Source organism: Streptomyces sp. NPDC001514 (assembly GCF_053597075.1).
Genome location: NZ_JBSFHO010000044.1, coordinates 1 through 18,042, shown reverse-complemented (window position 1 = coordinate 18,042; position 18,042 = coordinate 1). Strand labels below are relative to the sequence as shown.

The 18,042-nt window shown below is 69.1% G+C and carries 12 protein-coding genes and 1 pseudogene; 10 read left to right on the top strand and 3 right to left on the bottom strand.

What is annotated here, in order from left to right; translation table 11 throughout:
* Positions 1-63 precede the first annotated feature (63 nt).
* From ACWCXB_RS33015 to ACWCXB_RS32990, 6 genes are all read left to right on the top strand, one after another.
* Positions 64-1,029, top strand: a complete 966-nt coding sequence (locus ACWCXB_RS33015) for a pirin family protein (protein ID WP_450727562.1) — start codon at positions 64-66, stop codon at positions 1,027-1,029.
* 1,338 nt (positions 1,030-2,367) lie between these two features.
* Positions 2,368-3,765 (top strand): sensor histidine kinase, encoded by a 1,398-nt coding sequence (locus tag ACWCXB_RS33010; RefSeq protein ID WP_450727560.1) that lies wholly within the window; start codon positions 2,368-2,370, stop codon positions 3,763-3,765.
* A gap of 20 nt (positions 3,766-3,785) precedes the next feature.
* Complete coding sequence (locus ACWCXB_RS33005) at positions 3,786-4,175, top strand: roadblock/LC7 domain-containing protein (protein WP_450727558.1); 390 nt, start codon at positions 3,786-3,788, stop codon at positions 4,173-4,175.
* Positions 4,176-4,213: 38 nt separating this feature from the next.
* Positions 4,214-4,528 (top strand): DUF742 domain-containing protein, encoded by a 315-nt coding sequence (locus tag ACWCXB_RS33000; RefSeq protein WP_450727556.1) that lies wholly within the window; start codon positions 4,214-4,216, stop codon positions 4,526-4,528.
* On the top strand, positions 4,509-5,132 hold the full coding sequence (locus ACWCXB_RS32995) for a GTP-binding protein (protein ID WP_450727554.1): 624 nt from the start codon (positions 4,509-4,511) through the stop codon (positions 5,130-5,132). Before ACWCXB_RS33000 ends, ACWCXB_RS32995 begins: the two co-directional genes overlap by 20 nt.
* Positions 5,129-6,574, top strand: a complete 1,446-nt coding sequence (locus tag ACWCXB_RS32990; RefSeq protein ID WP_450727552.1) for a cytochrome P450 — start codon at positions 5,129-5,131, stop codon at positions 6,572-6,574. Before ACWCXB_RS32995 ends, ACWCXB_RS32990 begins: the two co-directional genes overlap by 4 nt.
* 155 nt (positions 6,575-6,729) lie before the next feature.
* Here the strand turns inward: ACWCXB_RS32990 and ACWCXB_RS32985 are convergent, their stop codons facing one another.
* Positions 6,730-7,815 (bottom strand): terpene synthase family protein, encoded by a 1,086-nt coding sequence (locus ACWCXB_RS32985; protein WP_450727550.1) that lies wholly within the window; start codon positions 7,813-7,815, stop codon positions 6,730-6,732.
* A 1,704-nt stretch (positions 7,816-9,519) separates the two neighbouring features.
* Between ACWCXB_RS32985 and ACWCXB_RS32980 the strand changes: the two genes are divergently transcribed.
* Both ACWCXB_RS32980 and ACWCXB_RS32975 read left to right on the top strand, forming a co-directional pair.
* Positions 9,520-10,113 (top strand): carbonic anhydrase, encoded by a 594-nt coding sequence (locus tag ACWCXB_RS32980; protein WP_450727548.1) that lies wholly within the window; start codon positions 9,520-9,522, stop codon positions 10,111-10,113.
* Positions 10,110-11,654, top strand: coding sequence for a SulP family inorganic anion transporter (locus ACWCXB_RS32975; protein ID WP_450727546.1), 1,545 nt, complete (start codon positions 10,110-10,112; stop codon positions 11,652-11,654). Before ACWCXB_RS32980 ends, ACWCXB_RS32975 begins: the two co-directional genes overlap by 4 nt.
* A 584-nt stretch (positions 11,655-12,238) precedes the next feature.
* Here the strand turns inward: ACWCXB_RS32975 and ACWCXB_RS32970 are convergent.
* Positions 12,239-14,401, bottom strand: coding sequence for an MMPL family transporter (locus ACWCXB_RS32970; protein WP_450727544.1), 2,163 nt, complete (start codon positions 14,399-14,401; stop codon positions 12,239-12,241).
* A gap of 308 nt (positions 14,402-14,709) precedes the next feature.
* On the opposite strand from ACWCXB_RS32970, the gene ACWCXB_RS32965 reads away from it, so the two are divergent.
* Both ACWCXB_RS32965 and ACWCXB_RS32960 read left to right on the top strand, forming a co-directional pair.
* Positions 14,710-15,933 carry a sensor histidine kinase gene (locus ACWCXB_RS32965; protein WP_450727542.1) on the top strand — a complete coding sequence of 408 codons (1,224 nt, stop codon included), beginning with the start codon at positions 14,710-14,712 and terminating at the stop codon, positions 15,931-15,933.
* Positions 15,930-16,607, top strand: a complete 678-nt coding sequence (locus ACWCXB_RS32960; protein WP_450727540.1) for a response regulator transcription factor — start codon at positions 15,930-15,932, stop codon at positions 16,605-16,607. The genes ACWCXB_RS32965 and ACWCXB_RS32960 overlap by 4 nt, the downstream gene beginning before the upstream one ends.
* Positions 16,608-17,286: 679 nt before the next feature.
* Here ACWCXB_RS32960 and ACWCXB_RS32955 read toward each other — a convergent pair.
* A pseudogene (locus ACWCXB_RS32955) lies at positions 17,287-17,885 on the bottom strand (maleylpyruvate isomerase N-terminal domain-containing protein).
* Positions 17,886-18,042: the final 157 nt, after the last annotated feature.

Below are 18,042 nucleotides of genomic sequence, written 5' to 3'. Positions count from 1 at the left end.
GTACTCATTCGGCGAGCTGGACGGTCTTTGTGGCCCGACCCGTGCAGGACTAGGTTGGGCCCCATGAGCAATCTTGATCGTCAGGCGACGCCGTCCGTCTGCGGCGGCCGCGGCTTCGTCGTCGCCGAGCCGGTACGTGAGCTCCTCGCCCCGCGCCATGTCCAGCTCGGCGAATCCACCGAAGTGCGCAGGCTGCTGCCCAACCTCGGCCGCCGCATGGTCGGCGCCTGGTGCTTCGTCGACCATTACGGCCCCGACGACATTGCCGACGAGCCCGGAATGCAGGTCCCGCCGCACCCGCACATGGGCCTCCAGACCGTCAGCTGGCTGCACGAAGGCGAGGTCCTGCACCGGGACAGCGTCGGCAGCCTCCAGACGATCCGCCCGCTCGAGCTCGGGCTCATGACCTCGGGGCGGGCGATCAGCCACTCCGAGGAGAGCCCCAAGCCGCACGCACGCTTCCTGCACGGCGCCCAGCTGTGGGTCGCGCTGCCCGAGACCCACCGTCATGTGGAGCCGCACTTCCAGCACCACCCGGAGCTGCCCCGTGTCACCGCGCCCGGCCTGACGGCCACGGTCATCCTGGGCGAACTCGACGGCGCCGCCTCACCCGGCACGACGTACACGCCCCTCGTCGGCGCAGACCTGGCCCTCACGCGCGGCACCGAAACCAGCGTGCCGCTGGAGCCCGACTTCGAGTACGCCGTCCTGTCCATGTCCGGCGAGGCCCACGTCGACGGCGTGCCCGTACTGCCCGGATCCATGCTCTACCTGGGCTGCGGCCGCACCGAACTGCCGCTGCGCGCCGAGTCGGACGCGGGGCTGATGCTCCTCGGCGGCGAGCCGTTCGAGGAGGAGCTCATCATGTGGTGGAACTTCATCGGGCGTACGAACGAGGAGATCGCGCAGGCGCGGGCCGACTGGATGACCGGCTCCCGCTTCGGCGAGGTCAAGGGCTACGACGGAGGCCCGCTGGTGGCCCCGGAGCTCCCGCCGGTGGCGCTGAAACCACGGGGACGGGTGCGCTGACCTGGTCCGATGGTGCTGGATCGGTTTGCGAGGGCAGAGCCCTTGCTGCCGGACAGCCAGGGTGAGACTTGTCTGGTCCATCGGCGGTGTCCCTTTGGCGACGGAGCCGTGCCCGCGGTATCGACGCGACGACGGCGACGATGACGGGGTGCCCGGGCACCCCCGTGGTCGCAGTGGAGCGCGCCCCCTCCCGGCGTCCTGCGCACCGCCGCCGGGCCGCGCGCAACCGCCGTCGTCGGAACGCAGACCCGGCGCCCGTACGGGAGTTCACGGGCGATCAGCGCGCAGAGCGTCATGCCGAGGAACAGCGGCATGACAGTGTGTCCGCCCGCGACGCCCATCAGGGGAGCGACGGCTGCGCCGAGGGCACTCTGAAGTGTGCCGAGCACCGCTGAGCCGGTGCCGGCCGCGTGGGGGGACGCGCTCGAGGGCGAGTGCAGTCGCGGTGGCGAAGACTTGACCAAGTCCGAGGAAACCGATGCCGACCAGGCCCAGGGCCCAGACGCCTCGGCGTCGGTGTGGGCAGGTGTGACAGCCGTGATCATGCGAGCCCTCTCCATCAGTTCGGAATTCATCCGTTGAATGTTGTGGTGAGCCCCTGACTTTGGCGTGGCGAAATGTGACTTGCCTGTACGTCGCAGCAGCGACGCGACGCTATTCGCGAAGGAGGGTCTCCCGCAGTGAATGGAGTTCCAGAACTTGAGAGCCCGGACCCGGCAGAGCGCCACTGAGCTTGCAGCGTGTCTTCCTGAGGGCCAGTCAGATAGTGAATGTCGCGAGAGGCCCGGTCTCAGCCGGACCGGCCCCAGAGTCGGCGGTCCCCCGGCGCGTACGTCCCGCGGAAGCGGGCGGCGGACAACGGAGCCGGGAGCCATGAACAGCAGGCTGCTGGATGTGGTCGATTCCATGCATTTGCAGTGCGTGTCATGGCAGTGACCGATCAACTATGGGTCCAGGTCGGTCCAACGGAGGTTTCCGTTCCAGCAAGGTCACATGGCGAACCCGAACTGACTATGCTCCCGCGTGTTGCGCTGCAGTCACAGCGAGTCACCGAGCGCTGTGTTGCGCGCGGACGGAGCCTGGCCGCAGGGAGGCGTGACCACCGATGCGATCTCGAACCGACCCGTCGGGGGCACCCATCGGAACACTTGTGCTCGGCCGAGCGAAGTCCCGACCGTTCTTGTCGGCGCACCGCATAACCCCCAGTCCACTAATTCCAGACTGTTTAGGGACCCCTCGATGGTTCGTGCAGGTTCAACCCCTAGAGCCCTGCCACGTGCAGTGGCTCCAGCATGGCTAATTCCCCCTGGTGTTCTGGCTGGGGCCTGCGGTATAGCGTTGATCTTTATCCCCGCGCAGATACGCACGCCGGTTGCCTGGTGCGGCCTCGTCGCGGTCGTCCTGACGGCTATCACTTCGGCTGAGACGGCGCGCCGGGCGCGCTCGGCAGAGGCGGGCCGCTACGCGCGGGCGAGTGCCGTCGCAGAGCAGCACTACTCGCAACGCGAAGCCGCGCTGCTCGGGCGCTCGTCCGATCAGCGAGCCACCACTGTATGGCTCGCCGAAGAGCTCCTCCCCGCGGCTGTCGCCCGTCTGCAGAAGGGTGAGCCCGCTTCCGAGATCCTGCAGTCCGTCACGTTCGGGGAACATCTGGACAGCGACTTCGCCGAAGCGCTCCGGGCAGCTCTGCGGACACTCCTGGAGGCCGTGGAGGCCGAGGAGCGCATGCGGGACTCCTCTCAGCGGGCATTGGTGGCGATCGCGCGCAGGGTCCAGGCGATCGTGCATCAACTCGCCAAGGACCTCCGCGACATGCAGACCCTCCACGGTACGGATGTCGTGGTCTCCCACGGCCTGCAGGACATCGACCATCGCAATGCCCTGATCGGGCGCCTTGCGGCCAGCATTGCGGTACTGGGTGACGCCCGGCCCGGGCGGCAGTGGTCGAAGACGATCCCGCTCTACGACGTCGTGCGGGGGGCCATGTCACGCATCGTGGACTATCCCCGCGTCAAGCTGCAGTCGGTGACAGAGGTGGCTGTGATCGGCCAGGGAGCCGAGCCGCTGATCCACCTGCTCGCCGAGCTGCTCGACAACGCCACGACCTTCTCACCGCCGCACACCCCCGTCGAGGTGACCGCGAGCGAGGTGCCTTCCGGTATCGCGATCGAGATCGAGGACCGGGGGGTCGGGCTCACCGAAGAGGTCCGGCAGCGCATCGACCGCGTCATGGCTCAGGCATCATCCGGCATCGATCTGGCCGACCTGGGCGGGGCGACGCAGCTCGGCCTGCCCGTCGTCAGCAGACTGGCCCGCGAGAACGGCCTCGACGTCGACTTGCGCACCTCCGCGTACGGAGGAGTACGGGCCGTCGTACTCGTTCCGCGGCGCCTGATCACCACAGTTCAGCAGCCCGCCCCGAAAATCCAACACTTCGCGCCGAAGCACACGGGCGCACCGATCGTGCCGAGGCCGACGATGACGCGCGATGCCGCAGCAGATTCCGTCGAGGTCAAACAGACCGTCAACGGACTGCCGCAGCGACGACGCGAGTCGCCCGTTCCGACACCGGTCGTCCGCACGACCCCCCATCCCCCCGCTGCTCCGGCCGCCTCCCCGGGAACGGCCGGCGTACCCCGGCAGCCCGGCCTGATGTGGGAGGCGTTCAGCGGCGAAAAGAAACCGAGCGCCGACCCTTCCGTCCAAACCAGCGAGCCATCAGATGAGGGTGAGTAACCGTGCCGCCACTGCCCAACATGGACTGGATGCTCAAGGAGCTCGCGGCCAGCGTCCCGTACGTGCGACACGTGGTCGTGTTGTCGTCGGACGGTCTGTGCATCGGTCAAGCGAACACGGAGACCGACACCGCTGACGCGATCGCCGCTGCCTGCTCGGGCATGCAGAGCCTGGCGAAGGCCATCGCGCAGAAGTTCCCGCACGGAGACGGCTCGACGCGCATGGTCGGGATCGAAGTCGACGGCGGATACTTCTCCCTGATGGCGGCCGGACCCGGGGCCTATCTCGCAGTGCTCGCCGATGAGGAAGTGGACGCAGGGTTGCTGGGCGACCGCATGCGTACGCTGGTGGTCCGGATCGGCCAGCACATGACCAGCCCGCCTCGTGATGACGTCGGGCAGGCGATGTGACGTCAGAGAACCAGGACGCATGGGATGAAGGCAGTCCCGTGCCGCTCTATGTCATCTCCGGCGGTCCAGGTTCCTCAGCCAAGGGCTTCAACCTGGTGACCCTCATCGCATCGAGGTCCGCACCCGAACCCGGTATGCAGCCCGAGCAGGCGGCAATCCTCACCATGTGCCAATACCCGCTGTCGGTGGCCGAGATTTCCGCGTATCTGAGTCTGCCGTTCAGCGTCGTCACGGTGCTGCTCTCCAAGCTCGTCGACAACGAGCGAGTTGAGGCCATTGCTCCCGTTCCCGTCGCGGCGGTCCCCGAACTTGGCCTTCTGGAGGCGGTGATCCATGGACTACGTAAGCTCTGACGCACCCGCCGTCGGCCCCCGCAGCACGGACGTGCTGCTGCCGCGCGGCGCCAGGGGAGTCAAGGTGGTGATTGTCGGCGGCTTCGGGGTCGGCAAGACGACCATGGTCGGGGCGGTGAGCGAGATCCCGCCACTGACCACCGAAGAAACCATGACTCAGGCCGGCGTCGGGATCGACCACAATCCCGGTGCGAAAGGCAAGAACACCACGACCGTTGCCCTGGACTTCGGCCGCATCAGCATCAATGAGCAGCTGATCCTCTATCTCTTCGGTACGCCGGGACAGGAGCGCTTCTGGTTCCTGTGGAACGGCATTTTCGAAGGTGCGCTCGGCGCCGTGGTCCTCGTCGACACCCGGAGTATCGAAGTCTGTTTCGAGATCATCACCCGCCTGGAAGACCGTCGCGTCCCCTTCATCGTGGCCGTCAACACCTTCCCCGAAGCCCCGAACCACCCGATACCAGCCCTGCGCACTGCTCTGGCCCTCAACGAATCCGTGCCCATCATCACCTGTGACGCACGCGACCGGTCGTCCAGCCGCGACGCCCTGATCTCGCTGATGGGCTACCTGTGCACCCTCGCCGCCGCTCAGGAGTCCGTATGACTGTCCCACCCTCCGACCGCACCACCACAGAACCGGGGCTCACCCCGCCCCCGGGTTGCCCGGCCCACACCGCCACGGGAGCCGACGGAGTGACCCGGCTCCATGGCGCCGCTGCCGAAACCGACCCCATGGGCCTGTACGAGAAGTTGCGTGCGGCCCACGGTCCGGTGGCGCCCGTCCTGCTCGACGGGGACGTACGTGCCTGGCTCGTCCTGGGGTACCTCGAGAACCGTGATGTGGCCAGCCGCTCCACCCAGTTCTCCCGTGACCCCCGCACCTGGCACGGTTGGAAGAGCGGTGAGATCGACCCCACCACCTCGCCGTTGGTGCCGATGATCGGCTGGCGTCCCGACTGTGTATGTGCGGACGGCGAAGAGCACCAGCGCCTGCGCGGCGCTGTCACGGCCAGCCTCGACCAGTTCGACCAACGCGGGATCCGCCGCAACATCACCCGCTTTGCACACCAGTTGGTCGATGAGTTCTGCGAGAGTGGCGAGGCGGAGCTGGTCGGTCAGTTCACCGAGCACCTGCCCATGCTCGTTCTCACCCACCTGCTCGGAATGCCGGACGAGTACGGTCCCAAGCTCGTGCATGCCGCCCGGGACCTCTTCAAGGGCACCGAAACGTCGCTCAAGAGCAACGCCTATGTGCTGGAGACCCTCGAGCAGCTCGTCGTCGCCAAGCGCGCCCTGCCCGGGCAGGACATCGCATCCGTGCTGATGGCCCACCCGGCCGGCCTCAGCGACGAGGAGGTGCAGCACCACCTGCGCCTCATCCTGCTCGCGGGCTATGAGACAACCGCCAATCTCATGTCCAACGTGCTACGGATGGTGGTCACCGACCCGCGGTTCCGCGGGTCGTTGGCCGGCGGCCAGATGACCTTGCCCGAAGCAGTGGAGCAGGTGCTCTGGGACGAGCCACCGTTGATGGTGTGCCCAGGCCGCTGGGCCACCGGTGACACCTCCCTCGGAGGACAGGAGATCAAGGCGGGAGACATGCTCCTGCTGGGCCTGGCCGCCGGGAACGTCGATCAGGCGGTCCGTCCGGATCCCTCGACCCGCGTGCACCACAACCGCGCGCACCTGTCCTTCAGCGCAGGCGCCCATGAGTGCCCCGGCCAGGACATCGGCCGTGTCATCGCCGACACCGGCATCGACATCCTGCTCACCCGGCTTCCCGACATCAGCCTGGCCATCCCCGAGGACGAGCTCACCTGGCGCTCCTCCACCTGGGCCCGGCATCTGACGGCACTGCCCGTGAAGTTCGCCTCCCGTGCTCGGGAAACCCATGATCTGCTGGCACCGCTGCCGGCCCCGCCCTCGCCGAGCGGCGGTATGCCGACAGCACCCCAATGGCCGGTATCCGACCCCGAGTTGATGCACCGATCCGTACCCCGCGCCTCCTGGCGGGCGTGGCTGAGGCGGTTCCTGCGGAGGCGGTAGGCCTCGCAGGTCGCACAAGAGCCGAGCACCACAGCCGAGGGGGCTGCCGGACAGCATGGGTCGGCAGCCTCCTCAGAGCCGGGCGGGCCACCAACCGAGTGCGGTGGGCCGCGCCCAGACGTGACGGCCCGCCCGACGTCGACCTTGTGAGCGCCTCATGACACTGAGGAATACCGCTCGCCGGCGGGCACAGTGGCGGTGGAAGTCCGTTGCTCCGGGAACGGACCGTCTGCCGGAGCGTAGCGGGGTGCCCCGGTGTACCAGGCATGGAGGCCGGACAGGAAACTGCAAGCTCCCCGGAGCCACGTCTCCAGCTCGATCCGTTCGCCGCGGTTCAGCCCGGCGCGCCGGACAAGCGGGGGCAGTTCGCTCTGTGTGAGGTGCTCGAAGTGGCGCAGTCGGGCGGTCACCAGATCGGCGGCGGCATGCATCGCCTCCTGGACGGTGATGCCCAGGGATGTTGCGAGGACTATGACGAGGTTGTTGACGTCGTGTTCGTCATGGACTTCCCGCTGATAGGAGGCGATGTCGTTCGCCAGCCCCATGTAGTCCATGAAGGCGTCGAGCAGAGCGCCGACGGTCCGGCTGTGCCGGATCTGCTCAGGGATCCGTGCGCCAGTGGAGAGTTCGACAGAATAGGGGGCGGTATAGGCGGCGAAGCTTTCACGGCGGAACTGGGCATACTCGATGAGGTCCGGGACACGGCCGGCGCGGCTGTTGGCCAATTCCTGAACTCCCGCGTCGATGTACCTTGCCAGGGCCCGGTTGAGCGCGCCATGCCAGTGCGTCAGTCTCGGGGGGAACAGGCGTTGCTGGAGGTCGGCCATTCCCCTTTCGACGGCATTGGCCGGCTCCGGCAACCGGGCGCCCGGCTTCGGCGACAGGAAGGCATGGAGACGGGCGGTGAAGACCTGTGCGCCTGCGAGGTCGCGCGTCTGCTTGAAGGCGGAGGCGAAGTAGTCGTCCCAGGCCAGAGCCCAGAGGTTGAACCGGTGATTGAGCCGGAGGTCGGCGAGCGAGGCATCTGGAAGAGCCCAGGCAGTCAGCTGGTCAACGGCCATGGCGTGGAACTGGGACAGGGTCCAGATCGCCCCGTGGGCCGACGGTGCTTCGTCGCTGTCCAGCATGCCCATCTCTCGCGCCCACGTCTCGGTCTCCTCGTGCAGGGCCGACAGGTACGGATTCACCCGCACGGGATACGGCATCTGCAATATGGGGAGCTTGATGGCCTGCACTGTCATGGGATCCCTGCTTCCCTTTCGGCGCACATCGGTGTGCGGACACACCCGCGAGCGGCATGCCCTTCGAAGGCAGCTTGCCTTGCCTTTCTCAACTCGCTTCGGGCGGAGTACGACCACGCCCGTGGACGGCACGTCAGAGCGGCCCATGGTCACGCGGCGTAACGCGGTCGCGCTCGTCGGCGAACTGCGCGCCTTCGGCGTGCGCGTCACTCTTCTCGTCGTCCACGAGCACAAACGCCTCGGCCGCGGCATCGAACCGGCCGCGACATCGCTGCCCGACTCGTCATCACCAAGGGCGCCACGAAGGGCGGGCATCCCTCGCCCGCGACCGTCACGCGGATGCCGCGCGAGCACGACGAGCGGACCGCCGGAGTCCCGGCACCGTAGAGATACGAGCCCGTGGTGCCCCGTCACGAGCTCAAGATCATCCCGTGGCGGGTCTCTGGCGTGTCAGGCTCATGCCCCTTGATCGGGGACTGGAAGGCGATCGCGAATGTCAGCTCCTGGGGCATCGTTTCTCCCTCCGAGACGGCTGATAGGTGACGATCCACTACTGCCACGGGAACGGACGCCGGACTGTTCCCGTCCTGTGGCGCTCCAAACCTGCCCATCCCGGCCGATCCACAACCCCGCGCAGCCGTCCTCGGCCCGCGATCAGAGCGGGTTTGTACGGAAAAAGGCGATCCCTCTGGGTCGGTGCGGGGCAAATTCGACCCAATGCTGGCCATGATCGACCACTGATCGCCAGTCGGTGTGCGTGGGAGGCAGTGCCCGTATCGGCGGGCAGGGGACCGATCCCGCCCGGACGGCGAGATCCCGTCGAATCCCACGCGACCAAGCGGCCGGCGCACTCTCGGGTCGCGGTGATGACCCGGCAGTGGTAGGCGTAGGCGGCCGGGCCGCTCACGGCCGTAGCCCGCCCCGTCGTCGCGGAGCTCGGTCGTGACGCAGGAGGCCGCCGTGCGGCGATGCTGGACGTCGTCAGCGCCTCAACTGGGGTGACTCGCGGTATCCCCGTCAAATGGCGACTGTCAAGAGGTGTGACGCTCACGAATGTTTAACGAATCGCTGATTTTTATGCCGTCTTGGTGTCACAGTGACTGAAGAGGCTGGAGTTACTGACCAGTTGGACCAACTGTTGCGTACCGAAGTCGGGAGGGACCGTGACGCGGCGAAACGCAGCACCGTACGCACTTGTCGCACTGTGCACCCTGCTGCTTGCGGTCCTTGCGCCTTGCCAGGCACCCGAATTCGCCGCCGAGGCAGGGGAGTCGAGCGCCAAAGGGACTTCCCAAGACGCCGGCTCCTCACCCGAGGCACCAAGCGAATCCCACCCGACCGACGGACCCGGCTCACGCGGCTCACCCGCCAACTCGTCCCGGGACGATTCGAATCCCCTGGACAAGCCACCCCCCTCATGCGACGGCGGCCGGCCCAACAGGCCGCCGGCCGCCAAGGCTCCGCCCACAGGCGATCGCCCCTCATCAGCCCCCACGGGTGACGGCGGCTCCGCCGCGTCCCCGGTGCACGGGGCACCACTTCTCGGTCCATCCGAACAGCGCCCAGCACGGCCCGCCGTGCTGCAGGTGTTCCGCCTCTGATCGATGCGTCGAATCCCGTACGGCCCCTCACCACGTACCTGCGATCCGATCCGACATGACGGCTCACCACCGCGCGCCCTGGCGCGCTGGAGGAAACACCCCCATGCACATGCTCATGAAGAATGCCCGCGCCTTCCGGCACCGGGCCGCCGCCCAGGCCGAGGAGTTCGGCCGCCTCGCGGACGGTCAGTCCCCGCAAGCGATGTTCATCACCTGCTCCGATTCGCGGGTGATCCCATCGCTGATCACCGGGGCCCGTCCCGGCGAACTCTTCGAACTCCGCACGGCGGGCAGCATCCTGCCCGAACACGACCCCGACCGGCACTCGAGCGAGGCGGCCACCATCGAGTACGCGGTGGAAGTGCTGGGCGTCGCCGACATCGTCGTCTGCGGACACTCCCACTGCGGTGCCGTCGGCGCGATGGTGCGCCGCGAAGATCTCTCCGCCGTCCCCGCGGTCCGCGGCTGGCTCGAGAGTGCGTCACCCCCGCCCCTCTTCGCCGATACTTCGTCCCCCGCCATCGCCGAGGCCGTCCAGCACCATGTGCTGCGCCAGCTCCGGCGGTTGGGCGACTACCCCTGCGTCGCCCACCGGGCCGCGGATGGACGGCTGAGGCTGCACGGATGGTTCTACGAGATAGACACCGGCTCCGTGCTCGTCCACCGGCCGCACGACGACGCGTTCCTTCCGCTGTGAGCGCCGCCGACACCCGCGAACGCGGGAACCGCGGACGCCACCGGCGGGCTGCGGCGCAGCGCGGCGAGCGACCCTCCGCCTCGACGCTGCGAGCCGATCTCACCGCGTCCGTCGTCGTCTTCCTCGTCGCCCTGCCGCTGTGCGTGGGCGTGGCCGTAGCTTCCGGCGTCCCGGCGGAACTCGGCCTGGTCACCGGAATCGTCGGCGGGCTCGTCACCGGGCTGCTCCCCGGAAGCAGCCTCCAGGTCAGCGGACCCGCAGCGGGGCTGACGGTTCTCGTCCTCGAAGCCGTCAACGAATTCGGACTCGGGGCCCTGGGCGTCTTCGTCCTCACGGCGGGCGTTCTCCAGCTGGTCATGGGCGCACTACGGCTGGGCCGCTGGTTCCGCGCCATCTCCATCGCCGTGGTGGAAGGGATGCTGGCCGGAATCGGACTCGTGCTGATTGCCGGTCAGTTCTACGCCATGGCCGACGCGAAGGCACCAGGCTCGGGCCCGGCCAACCTGATGGGCCTGCCCGAGCTGCTCATCCGTACGGCCCGCTCGCCGGAAGCGCTGACCGCCTTCGGTCTCGGCGCGGGCACCGTCGTGCTGATGGCACTGTGGAAACATCTGCCGCCGAAGGTCCGAGTGGTCCCCGCACCGCTGGCCGCCGTCGCTCTGACCACGTCCGTCGTCGCGCTGTTCGGACTGTCGGTGAAGCGCGTCGATGTGCAGGGGCTGCTGGGCGCGATCCGGCCACCGTCCCTCGACGACCTCGGCAGCATCACGAATGCCGGAGTGGTCGGGGCGATCGGCACGGTCGTCGCCATCACGCTCATCGCCTCGGCGGAGAGTCTGTTCAGCGCCGCCGCCGTCGATCGGCTGCACAGCGGACCCGGTACCGACTACGACAAGGAGCTGATGGCGCAGGGCGCGGGCAACGCGTTGTGCGGAGCCCTCGGGGCGCTGCCGATGACCGCCGTCATCGTGCGCAGCGCGGCCAATGTCCAAGCGGGTGCCCGAACCAAGGCGTCGCGGGTGCTGCACGGCGTATGGCTGCTGCTCTTCGCGGCGCTCGTACCGGCCGCGCTCGGCCTCATACCGGTCGCCGCGCTCGCCGGCATCCTGGTCTACTCCGGCTGGAAGCTCATCCCGCTGAGGGAACTCGGGTCGTTGTGGCGCGAGCACCGCGGGGAGGCGCTGATCCTGGTGGCGACCGCGGTCGCCATCATCGCCACCAGCATGTTCGAGGGCGTGCTGGCCGGGCTGCTGCTCGCCGTCGCCAAGACGGCCTGGGAGACGTCGCACGTCCGCGTGCAGGTGGACGAAGGCTCCGACCGGAATGGACCCCTGCGCGTGGTCCTCTCCGGCAACGCGACCTTCCTCCGGCTGCCCCGGATCCTCGACACCCTCGAAGGACTGCCGAAGGACCGGCACATCGAGCTCGACCTGCTCGATCTGCGGCATGTCGATCACGCGTGCAGCACGGCCCTCGCCAACTGGGCCGACCGGCACAACAAGGAGAAAGGAGCGGCGCGTGTGCTGATGCCGTCGGCCTGAAGCGCCTCCGCGTACGGCTCGGGCCGTACGGCGCCCTGACAAGGTTCGCGGTACGGCCAAGGGTCAAGTCCCCGGCCTCCACCGGCAGTCGGAGACCGGATGATGTCCGCACGGATGCCGAAGACCAGCGCACGGTGGTACGCCGAGGCAGATCGCACGGCCGACTCGACCACCCCATCCAGCCGTAGCCCGTGTGAAACGGCGAGGGTGCCCCGCGAAGACGGGGCACCCTTCGCTGACCAGTCCGTCCGTCATAGGGGCAGGCCCCTCGCGCCACGGGCGTGAGGGGCCTGCCGGTGTTGGATTGGCGGTGTTACGCGCCAGCCTGCACGTAGAACTTGTCTCCGGGCAGGATGTGGTCAGCGGAGGCGGAGACGGCCAGCAGTTGGGGTGGGTCATGTCGTTGGCGAACGCCTTGCGCTTCTCCTGGGTCCAGGTGTTGGCGCCGGAGCGCCAGGCGTTGGCGCGCGGCAAGCTGCTGGCCGGCTCCACGGTCAGCATCGCCCTTGGGCGACGGCCTTCATGAGGAACTCTCTCCGATCGGTGGATTGTTGGGGGCGCTGTGGGACGGCGGGGGCGTGGCTTCAGCGGCTCCCGGGCGCGGCAGCGAGCACCGGCTCGGGGTAAGGCTGCCGGTCGGCGTCCTCGACGCCGATGCGGGGCAGCCGACTGTCGAGCCAGCGGGGCAGCCACCAGGTCGCGCGCCCCATCAGCGCCATGGCGGCGGGCACGAGCACCATGCGGACGATCGTCGCGTCGAGCACGATCGCGGTCGCCAGGCCCAGGCCCATCATCTTCACGAGCGGCGACGGGTTGGCGACAAAGCTGAGGAACACCACCGCCATGATCAGTGCGGCAGAGGTGATCACACGGCCCGTGGCCGCCATGCCGCGTGCCACCGACTCGGTGGTGTCGCCCGTGGCGGCGTACTCCTCGCGGACGCGCGAGAGCAGGAACACCTCGTAGTCCATGGACAGGCCGAACAGGACCGCGAAGAAGATCGTCGGCATGGGCGAGGCGATCAGGAAGGTGTCCTGCAGGTTGAACAGGCCCCCGAGCCAGCCCCACTGGAAGACGGCGACCACCACGCCGTATGCCCCGCCGATGGACAACAGGTTGACCAGGGCGGCCTTCAGCGGCAGTGCGACGGAGCGGAACACCACCATCAGCAGCAGGAACGACGCTGCCAGGATCGCGGCGATGAAGACCGGCAGGGTGTCGGCGAGTTGCTCGGTGAGGTCGTCGGTCATGGCGGTCAGGCCGGATACGGCGACGTTGTCGGGGACGAGGTCACGGACGCGCTCAAGGGTCCGGGAGGTCTCGGCGTCGGCGGGGGCGGTGGTGGGGAACATGGACAGCACGACGGTGTCCCCGGCCGCGGAGGTCTGTGGCTCGCCGACCGTGGCGATGCCGGGGTCGGCGGCGATGCGCCGGGACAGTGCGGGCACGTCCTCGGCCTCTGCGCCGGGGCGGGTCAGATCGGCGACGATCAGCAGAGGGGCGTTGAAGCCCGGCCCGAAGCCCTCGGCCAGCAGGTCGTAGGCGCGGCGGTGGGTGGTGCTCGTGGAGTCGTCGCCGGCGTCGGGGAAGCCGGTCTCCATGCGCAGCGCGGGGGCGGCCAGTGCGAGCAGGACCGCGGACGCGGCGAGCAGGTAGCGCCACGGCCGCCCGGACACACGGTGGGCGAAGCGCCACCATGCCGTGTCCTCGGCCTTCTTCACAGGGCGCTTACGGCCCCGGCGGCCCCTTTTGTGGACACGGTCACCCAGGAGCGACAGCAGGGCGGGCAGCAACGTCAGGGCGGTCGCCACGGCGAAGAGAACGACCAGGGCGGTACTCAGGCCGATCGACGTCAGGAAGCCCAGGCCGGTCAGCCCGAGAGCGGCCATCGCCACGATGACGGTGCCGCCGGCGAACAGGACGGCCGCGCCCGAGGACCCCATGGCGTTCGACAGTGCGGCGGTGTTGTCCTGGCCGGCGGCGCGGTTCTCGCGGTGCCGGGCCACGATGAACAGGGCGTAGTCGATGCCGACGCCCAGGCCGATCATCGCGCCGATCGTGGGGGCCGCGGTGGAGACGTCCAGCGCGTTGGCCAGCAGCATGACGCTGCCCAGGCCCGCGGCGACGGCCACCAGGGCGAGCACGATCGGCACCAGCGCGGCCAGGATCGTGCCGAACGCCACCACCAGGATGACCAGTCCGGTCAGCAGGCCCGCCGCCTCCGCGCCCGATGTCTCTGTCTCGGCGTTGATGAAGACGGCGTCACCGCCCAGCTCGACGACGACGCCGTCCCCGCGTGCGGGCTCGATCGCGTCGGTCAGGGCCTCGATCTCCTTGGGGTCCACTTCCATCGCGGGCACGTCGAACGTGATCCGGGCGAAGCCGATACGTCCGTCGGGCGAGAGCGTGCCGGCGGTGAAGGGATCGGCTGCCGTGGCGACGTGCTCCACGTCGGCGATCCGGGCGACCGCGGCGTCGACGGCAGGCCGGTGGCGCTCCAGTCGCTCCCCTTCCGGCGCGGCGAAGACCGCCATGACACTGCCACCGGACGCTTCCGGGAAGCGCTCTTCGAGCAGCTCCATCGCCTCCTCGCTCTGGCTGCCGGGAGCGACCAGGTCGTCGACGAACGAGCCGCCGACCGTGCCGGCCAGAGGCAGCACGAGGAGGAGGACAACCGCCCAGGTGGCGATGGTGACCCATGGCCGGCGGGCGCTCGCGCTGCCGATGCGACGGGTGAATCGGTTCATGGCTGTGGCTCCTGGCTGTGGGCTCTGGTGAGATGGCCGCCGTCCGCCGCCGGTCCGTGGAGCGCCGGCGGCAGGAGTCGTGAGCGGTTCCATCGTGGATTCCGGCGCCCGCGCCGTCCCCCGCCACCGGACGGGTTCGGGGCTCCCGCGCGGGACGGGGAGAACGCGGCGGCATCTCCACCTGGCGGGGGAGCCCGGGATCCGCCCACAGGTGGGTGACTGCGCCTGCGACCTGGACCTACGATGGCTTGCCCGGTGCACCCTGATGACCAACGCCAGGGCGCCGGAAGCCTTTTGACGGAGCGATGATGAGCCGCACGGCGCTGCCTTCAGAGATGCTGGTCCGCGACGTGCCGACCAGGTTCCGCGGGCCCTTCGCCCGGTGGCCGCGGGGCGCGGACGCCGTCCTCGCGGCCGCCATGCTCCTGGCCATGGTGTTCGTGGAGGAGGCACCCGGCGATGCGCTCGGCGTCCGCCCGATCACCGAGGTGCCCGTCCCGGTCCTGCTGCTGTTCGCCGTGGCCGGCGGGGCGCTCTACTGGCGCCGCCGCGAACCCCTCGCAGTCCTGTCCGTGGCACTCGTCGCCTGGGGGCCGACGCTGGGGAGCAGCTACTCCAACGTGGGCGGAGTCGTGATCGTGGCGCTGTACAGCGCCGGGCGATACGCCGCGGACACCCGGCGGAGCCGCCTCGGCACCGCCGCGGCCATCGCTGCGGCCATCGCCGCGCTCGTGATCGACGGCCTGCTGCTCTCCTACCCCTGGGGGGACATCGGCTTTGGCGCCGTGATCATGTTCGTGGCCTGGTACATCGGTCGGCGTCTGCGGCTGCGTGCGGATCGCCGCGCCCGGCTCCGCCAGGAGCAGGCCGCCGAGGCGCGCCGGATCGTCGCCGAGGAGCGCACCCACATCGCCCGCGAACTGCACGACGTGGTCGCCCACCGGGTGAGCATGATGACGGTTCAGGCGGGTGCGGCCCGGATGGTGGCCGCCGACGATCCCCAGGAGGCCCTCGAAGCGATGGCGGCGGTGGAGCAAGCCGGACGCCAGGCGCTGGACGAACTGCGTCACCTGCTGGGAGTACTGCGGCCGGACGCCGACCGCGACCGGCTGGGCCCCCAGCCGCGGCTGGCCGACCTTCACCAGCTCGTCGAGCAGGTCCGCGAGGCGGGACTGGACGTCTCGGTCACCGGCGGTGTCCCGGCTGCTCTCCCGGCCCGCGTGGAGCTGTCGGCGTACCGCATCGTCCAGGAGGCACTGACCAACGTGCTCAAGCACAGCGGACCGCGGACCCATACCGAGGTGCGCCTGAGCTGCGAGAGTGGCGGTCTCATCATCGAGGTGCTCGACGACGGTCGCGGAGCCGCCGTACAGTCCGTGTCGGCCGGCGCCCACGGCGGTGTGCCCGGCCATGGGATCGTCGGCATGCGGGAGAGAGCACTCCTCCTCGGCGGCAGCCTCGATGCGGGGCCGCGCCCCGGTGGCGGATTCCGGCTGGCCGCCCATCTGCCCACTGGAGGAGAGCCCGCGTGAGCATCCGTGTCGTCGTCGTGGATGACCAGGCGCTGGTCCGCCGGGGCTTCGTCATGATTCTGCGGGTCCATGACGACATCGAGGTCATGGCCGAGGCCGGGACCGGACTCGAGGCCGTCGACGCGGCACGCACGCATCGTCCGGACGTGATCCTCATGGACATCCGCATGCCCGGCATGGACGGCATCGAGGCCACCTCCCGGATCCTGCGGGATGCGGACTGGGACGTGCGGGTGCTGATCCTGACCACGTTCGATCCGGACGAGTACGTCTACAAGGCGCTGCGTGCCGGTGCCAGCGCGTTCGTGCTCAAGGACATTCCCCCCGAGCAGCTCGCCACCGCCGTGCGCACCGTGGCCGAGGGCGGGGCGCTGCTGGCACCGTCGATCACCCGGCGCCTCATCGACCAGTTCGCGGAGCGACGTGTCGTCAGCACCGCCGTGTCGGGCCGCCTGGAGCGACTCACCGACCGCGAACTCGAGATCGTGGTCGCCGTCGCGCGGGGCGCGAGCAACTCGGAGATCGCCGCCCAGCTCTTCATCGGGCCCGCCACGGTCAAATCGCACGTGTCGAGCATCCTCACCAAACTTGGTCTGCGTGACCGCATCCAGATCGTGATCTTCGCCTACGAGAGCGGACTCGTCGAAGCGGGGGACCACGACATCGGTCACTGAGACAACCGTCCTGCGGCTTGCCCCCCACGGACCTGTCCTCGCGTCCCGCGGGCACGCCCTTCTGATCCTTTCCTCCGGGACGGCAGGCTCGTCCTCGACCGGATCGGTCTGTGAGGAGGGCGCGGGGAAGATCCATCCTGGACGGCGTCCTTGGTCTCGCCGATCGGGAGCGAGAGGTCGAGGCCTTCGATCTCGGCGCCGATGCGCGGGGTGATCGGGCGGATGCCCGGCTGGTGGTACTAGGCCGGGGGCGGGCCCGGCGCCGTGCGCTGCAGCAGCCGCTTCCCGTAGTGCATCAGGGGCTTGTCAAGGGTGGGTGCAGGAGTGGGGACCATGCTGCCCATGGGTCCTCCATAGCGGCGACCAAGAATTCGTTACCGAAAGTATTGTTATCGAGGTGTGGTGTGACAAGGGTCTGACTGCGTCGATGTGGAGCCGGGCCACGGGGGCGGTCGGTCGACCGGGGCGCTGGCGGAGGAGCGGCAGGGCATGCCGCCGGTCGAGCCGGCCGGGGTGTCGAGCCCACGGTGGGAGGCGACAGGCTGCGAGTTCCCTTGGCGCCTCACGCCCGGATTTGCACATCGACTGCGCATGTTCGGCGAGCTTCAAGTAGCCGCTGTGAAGCAGCGTTCGACGACGTTGCGCTACGTTCAACCAGACGATCAAGGCCGTTGCTCGTTCAGCCGAGCACGAGCGGGATCTTCGCGGCCAGCTCACCCAGCGTGGCTTTCTCGGCGTCCGTCGGAGCGCGACGTCCGGTCCCGACCAGCAGTGCGTCCTTGTCGGAGAACGGTGCCGGAATCGGTGCCCCGGCGATCTTTTCCAGCGACGCGCGGGCAGCCGCGAGGGTCTCGGCGGGCGGTTCAGTGGCCGAGGGCAGGTGCGCGATCAGGTCGAGGTGGTGCAACGTCCATTCCAGGACATACGCGGACAGGTGGTCGCCGACAGTCAGCACTTCGTCGCGGGTGCTGACGCGGCCGCCCGGGTCGGCGAGTTCGGCGGCGGAGCCGACGTCGTCGAAATGGAACTTGAGCCACCTCGGCTCGCCGTACGCGGCGGCCAGCCGGGGGATCAGTGCTTCGAGCGGGTCTTCGCCGGTCGGGGGCTCGACGAGGTCCCAGTAGGTGACCGAGTCCACCGTCGGTTCGGTTTCGGCGGGCGTGACCAGCGTGATCAGGACGTCCTGGGCGTCGATGATCAGGTGGCACACCAGTCCCGCACGAGCCAGCCGGTACAGCCGGACGGCCGTTCCCAGTTTTGTCCGACCGCTGGCCGCAGCCTCCGTGCTTGCCCGGACGAACGTGGCCACCGCCCCGCGACCGCGTCCGTTCGAGGCCCGGGCGCCGCGGTTTACGCGGGGGGCGGGCCCCCGGGCGCCGCCGCCGCCCGGGCGGGGCGGTTATGGCGGGGGCGTGTTGTTTTGGTCGAAAGGTGG

Coding starts and splice junctions, on each gene's coding strand:
- ACWCXB_RS32965 (WP_450727542.1), top strand. CDS start 14,710: ATGAGCCGCACGGCGCTGCCTTCAGAGATGCTGGTCCGCGACGTGCCG.
- ACWCXB_RS32970 (WP_450727544.1), bottom strand. CDS start 14,401: ATGAACCGATTCACCCGTCGCATCGGCAGCGCGAGCGCCCGCCGGCCA.
- ACWCXB_RS32985 (WP_450727550.1), bottom strand. CDS start 7,815: ATGACAGTGCAGGCCATCAAGCTCCCCATATTGCAGATGCCGTATCCC.
- ACWCXB_RS32980 (WP_450727548.1), top strand. CDS start 9,520: ATGCACATGCTCATGAAGAATGCCCGCGCCTTCCGGCACCGGGCCGCC.
- ACWCXB_RS32990 (WP_450727552.1), top strand. CDS start 5,129: ATGACTGTCCCACCCTCCGACCGCACCACCACAGAACCGGGGCTCACC.
- ACWCXB_RS32995 (WP_450727554.1), top strand. CDS start 4,509: ATGGACTACGTAAGCTCTGACGCACCCGCCGTCGGCCCCCGCAGCACG.
- ACWCXB_RS33015 (WP_450727562.1), top strand. CDS start 64: ATGAGCAATCTTGATCGTCAGGCGACGCCGTCCGTCTGCGGCGGCCGC.
- ACWCXB_RS33005 (WP_450727558.1), top strand. CDS start 3,786: ATGGACTGGATGCTCAAGGAGCTCGCGGCCAGCGTCCCGTACGTGCGA.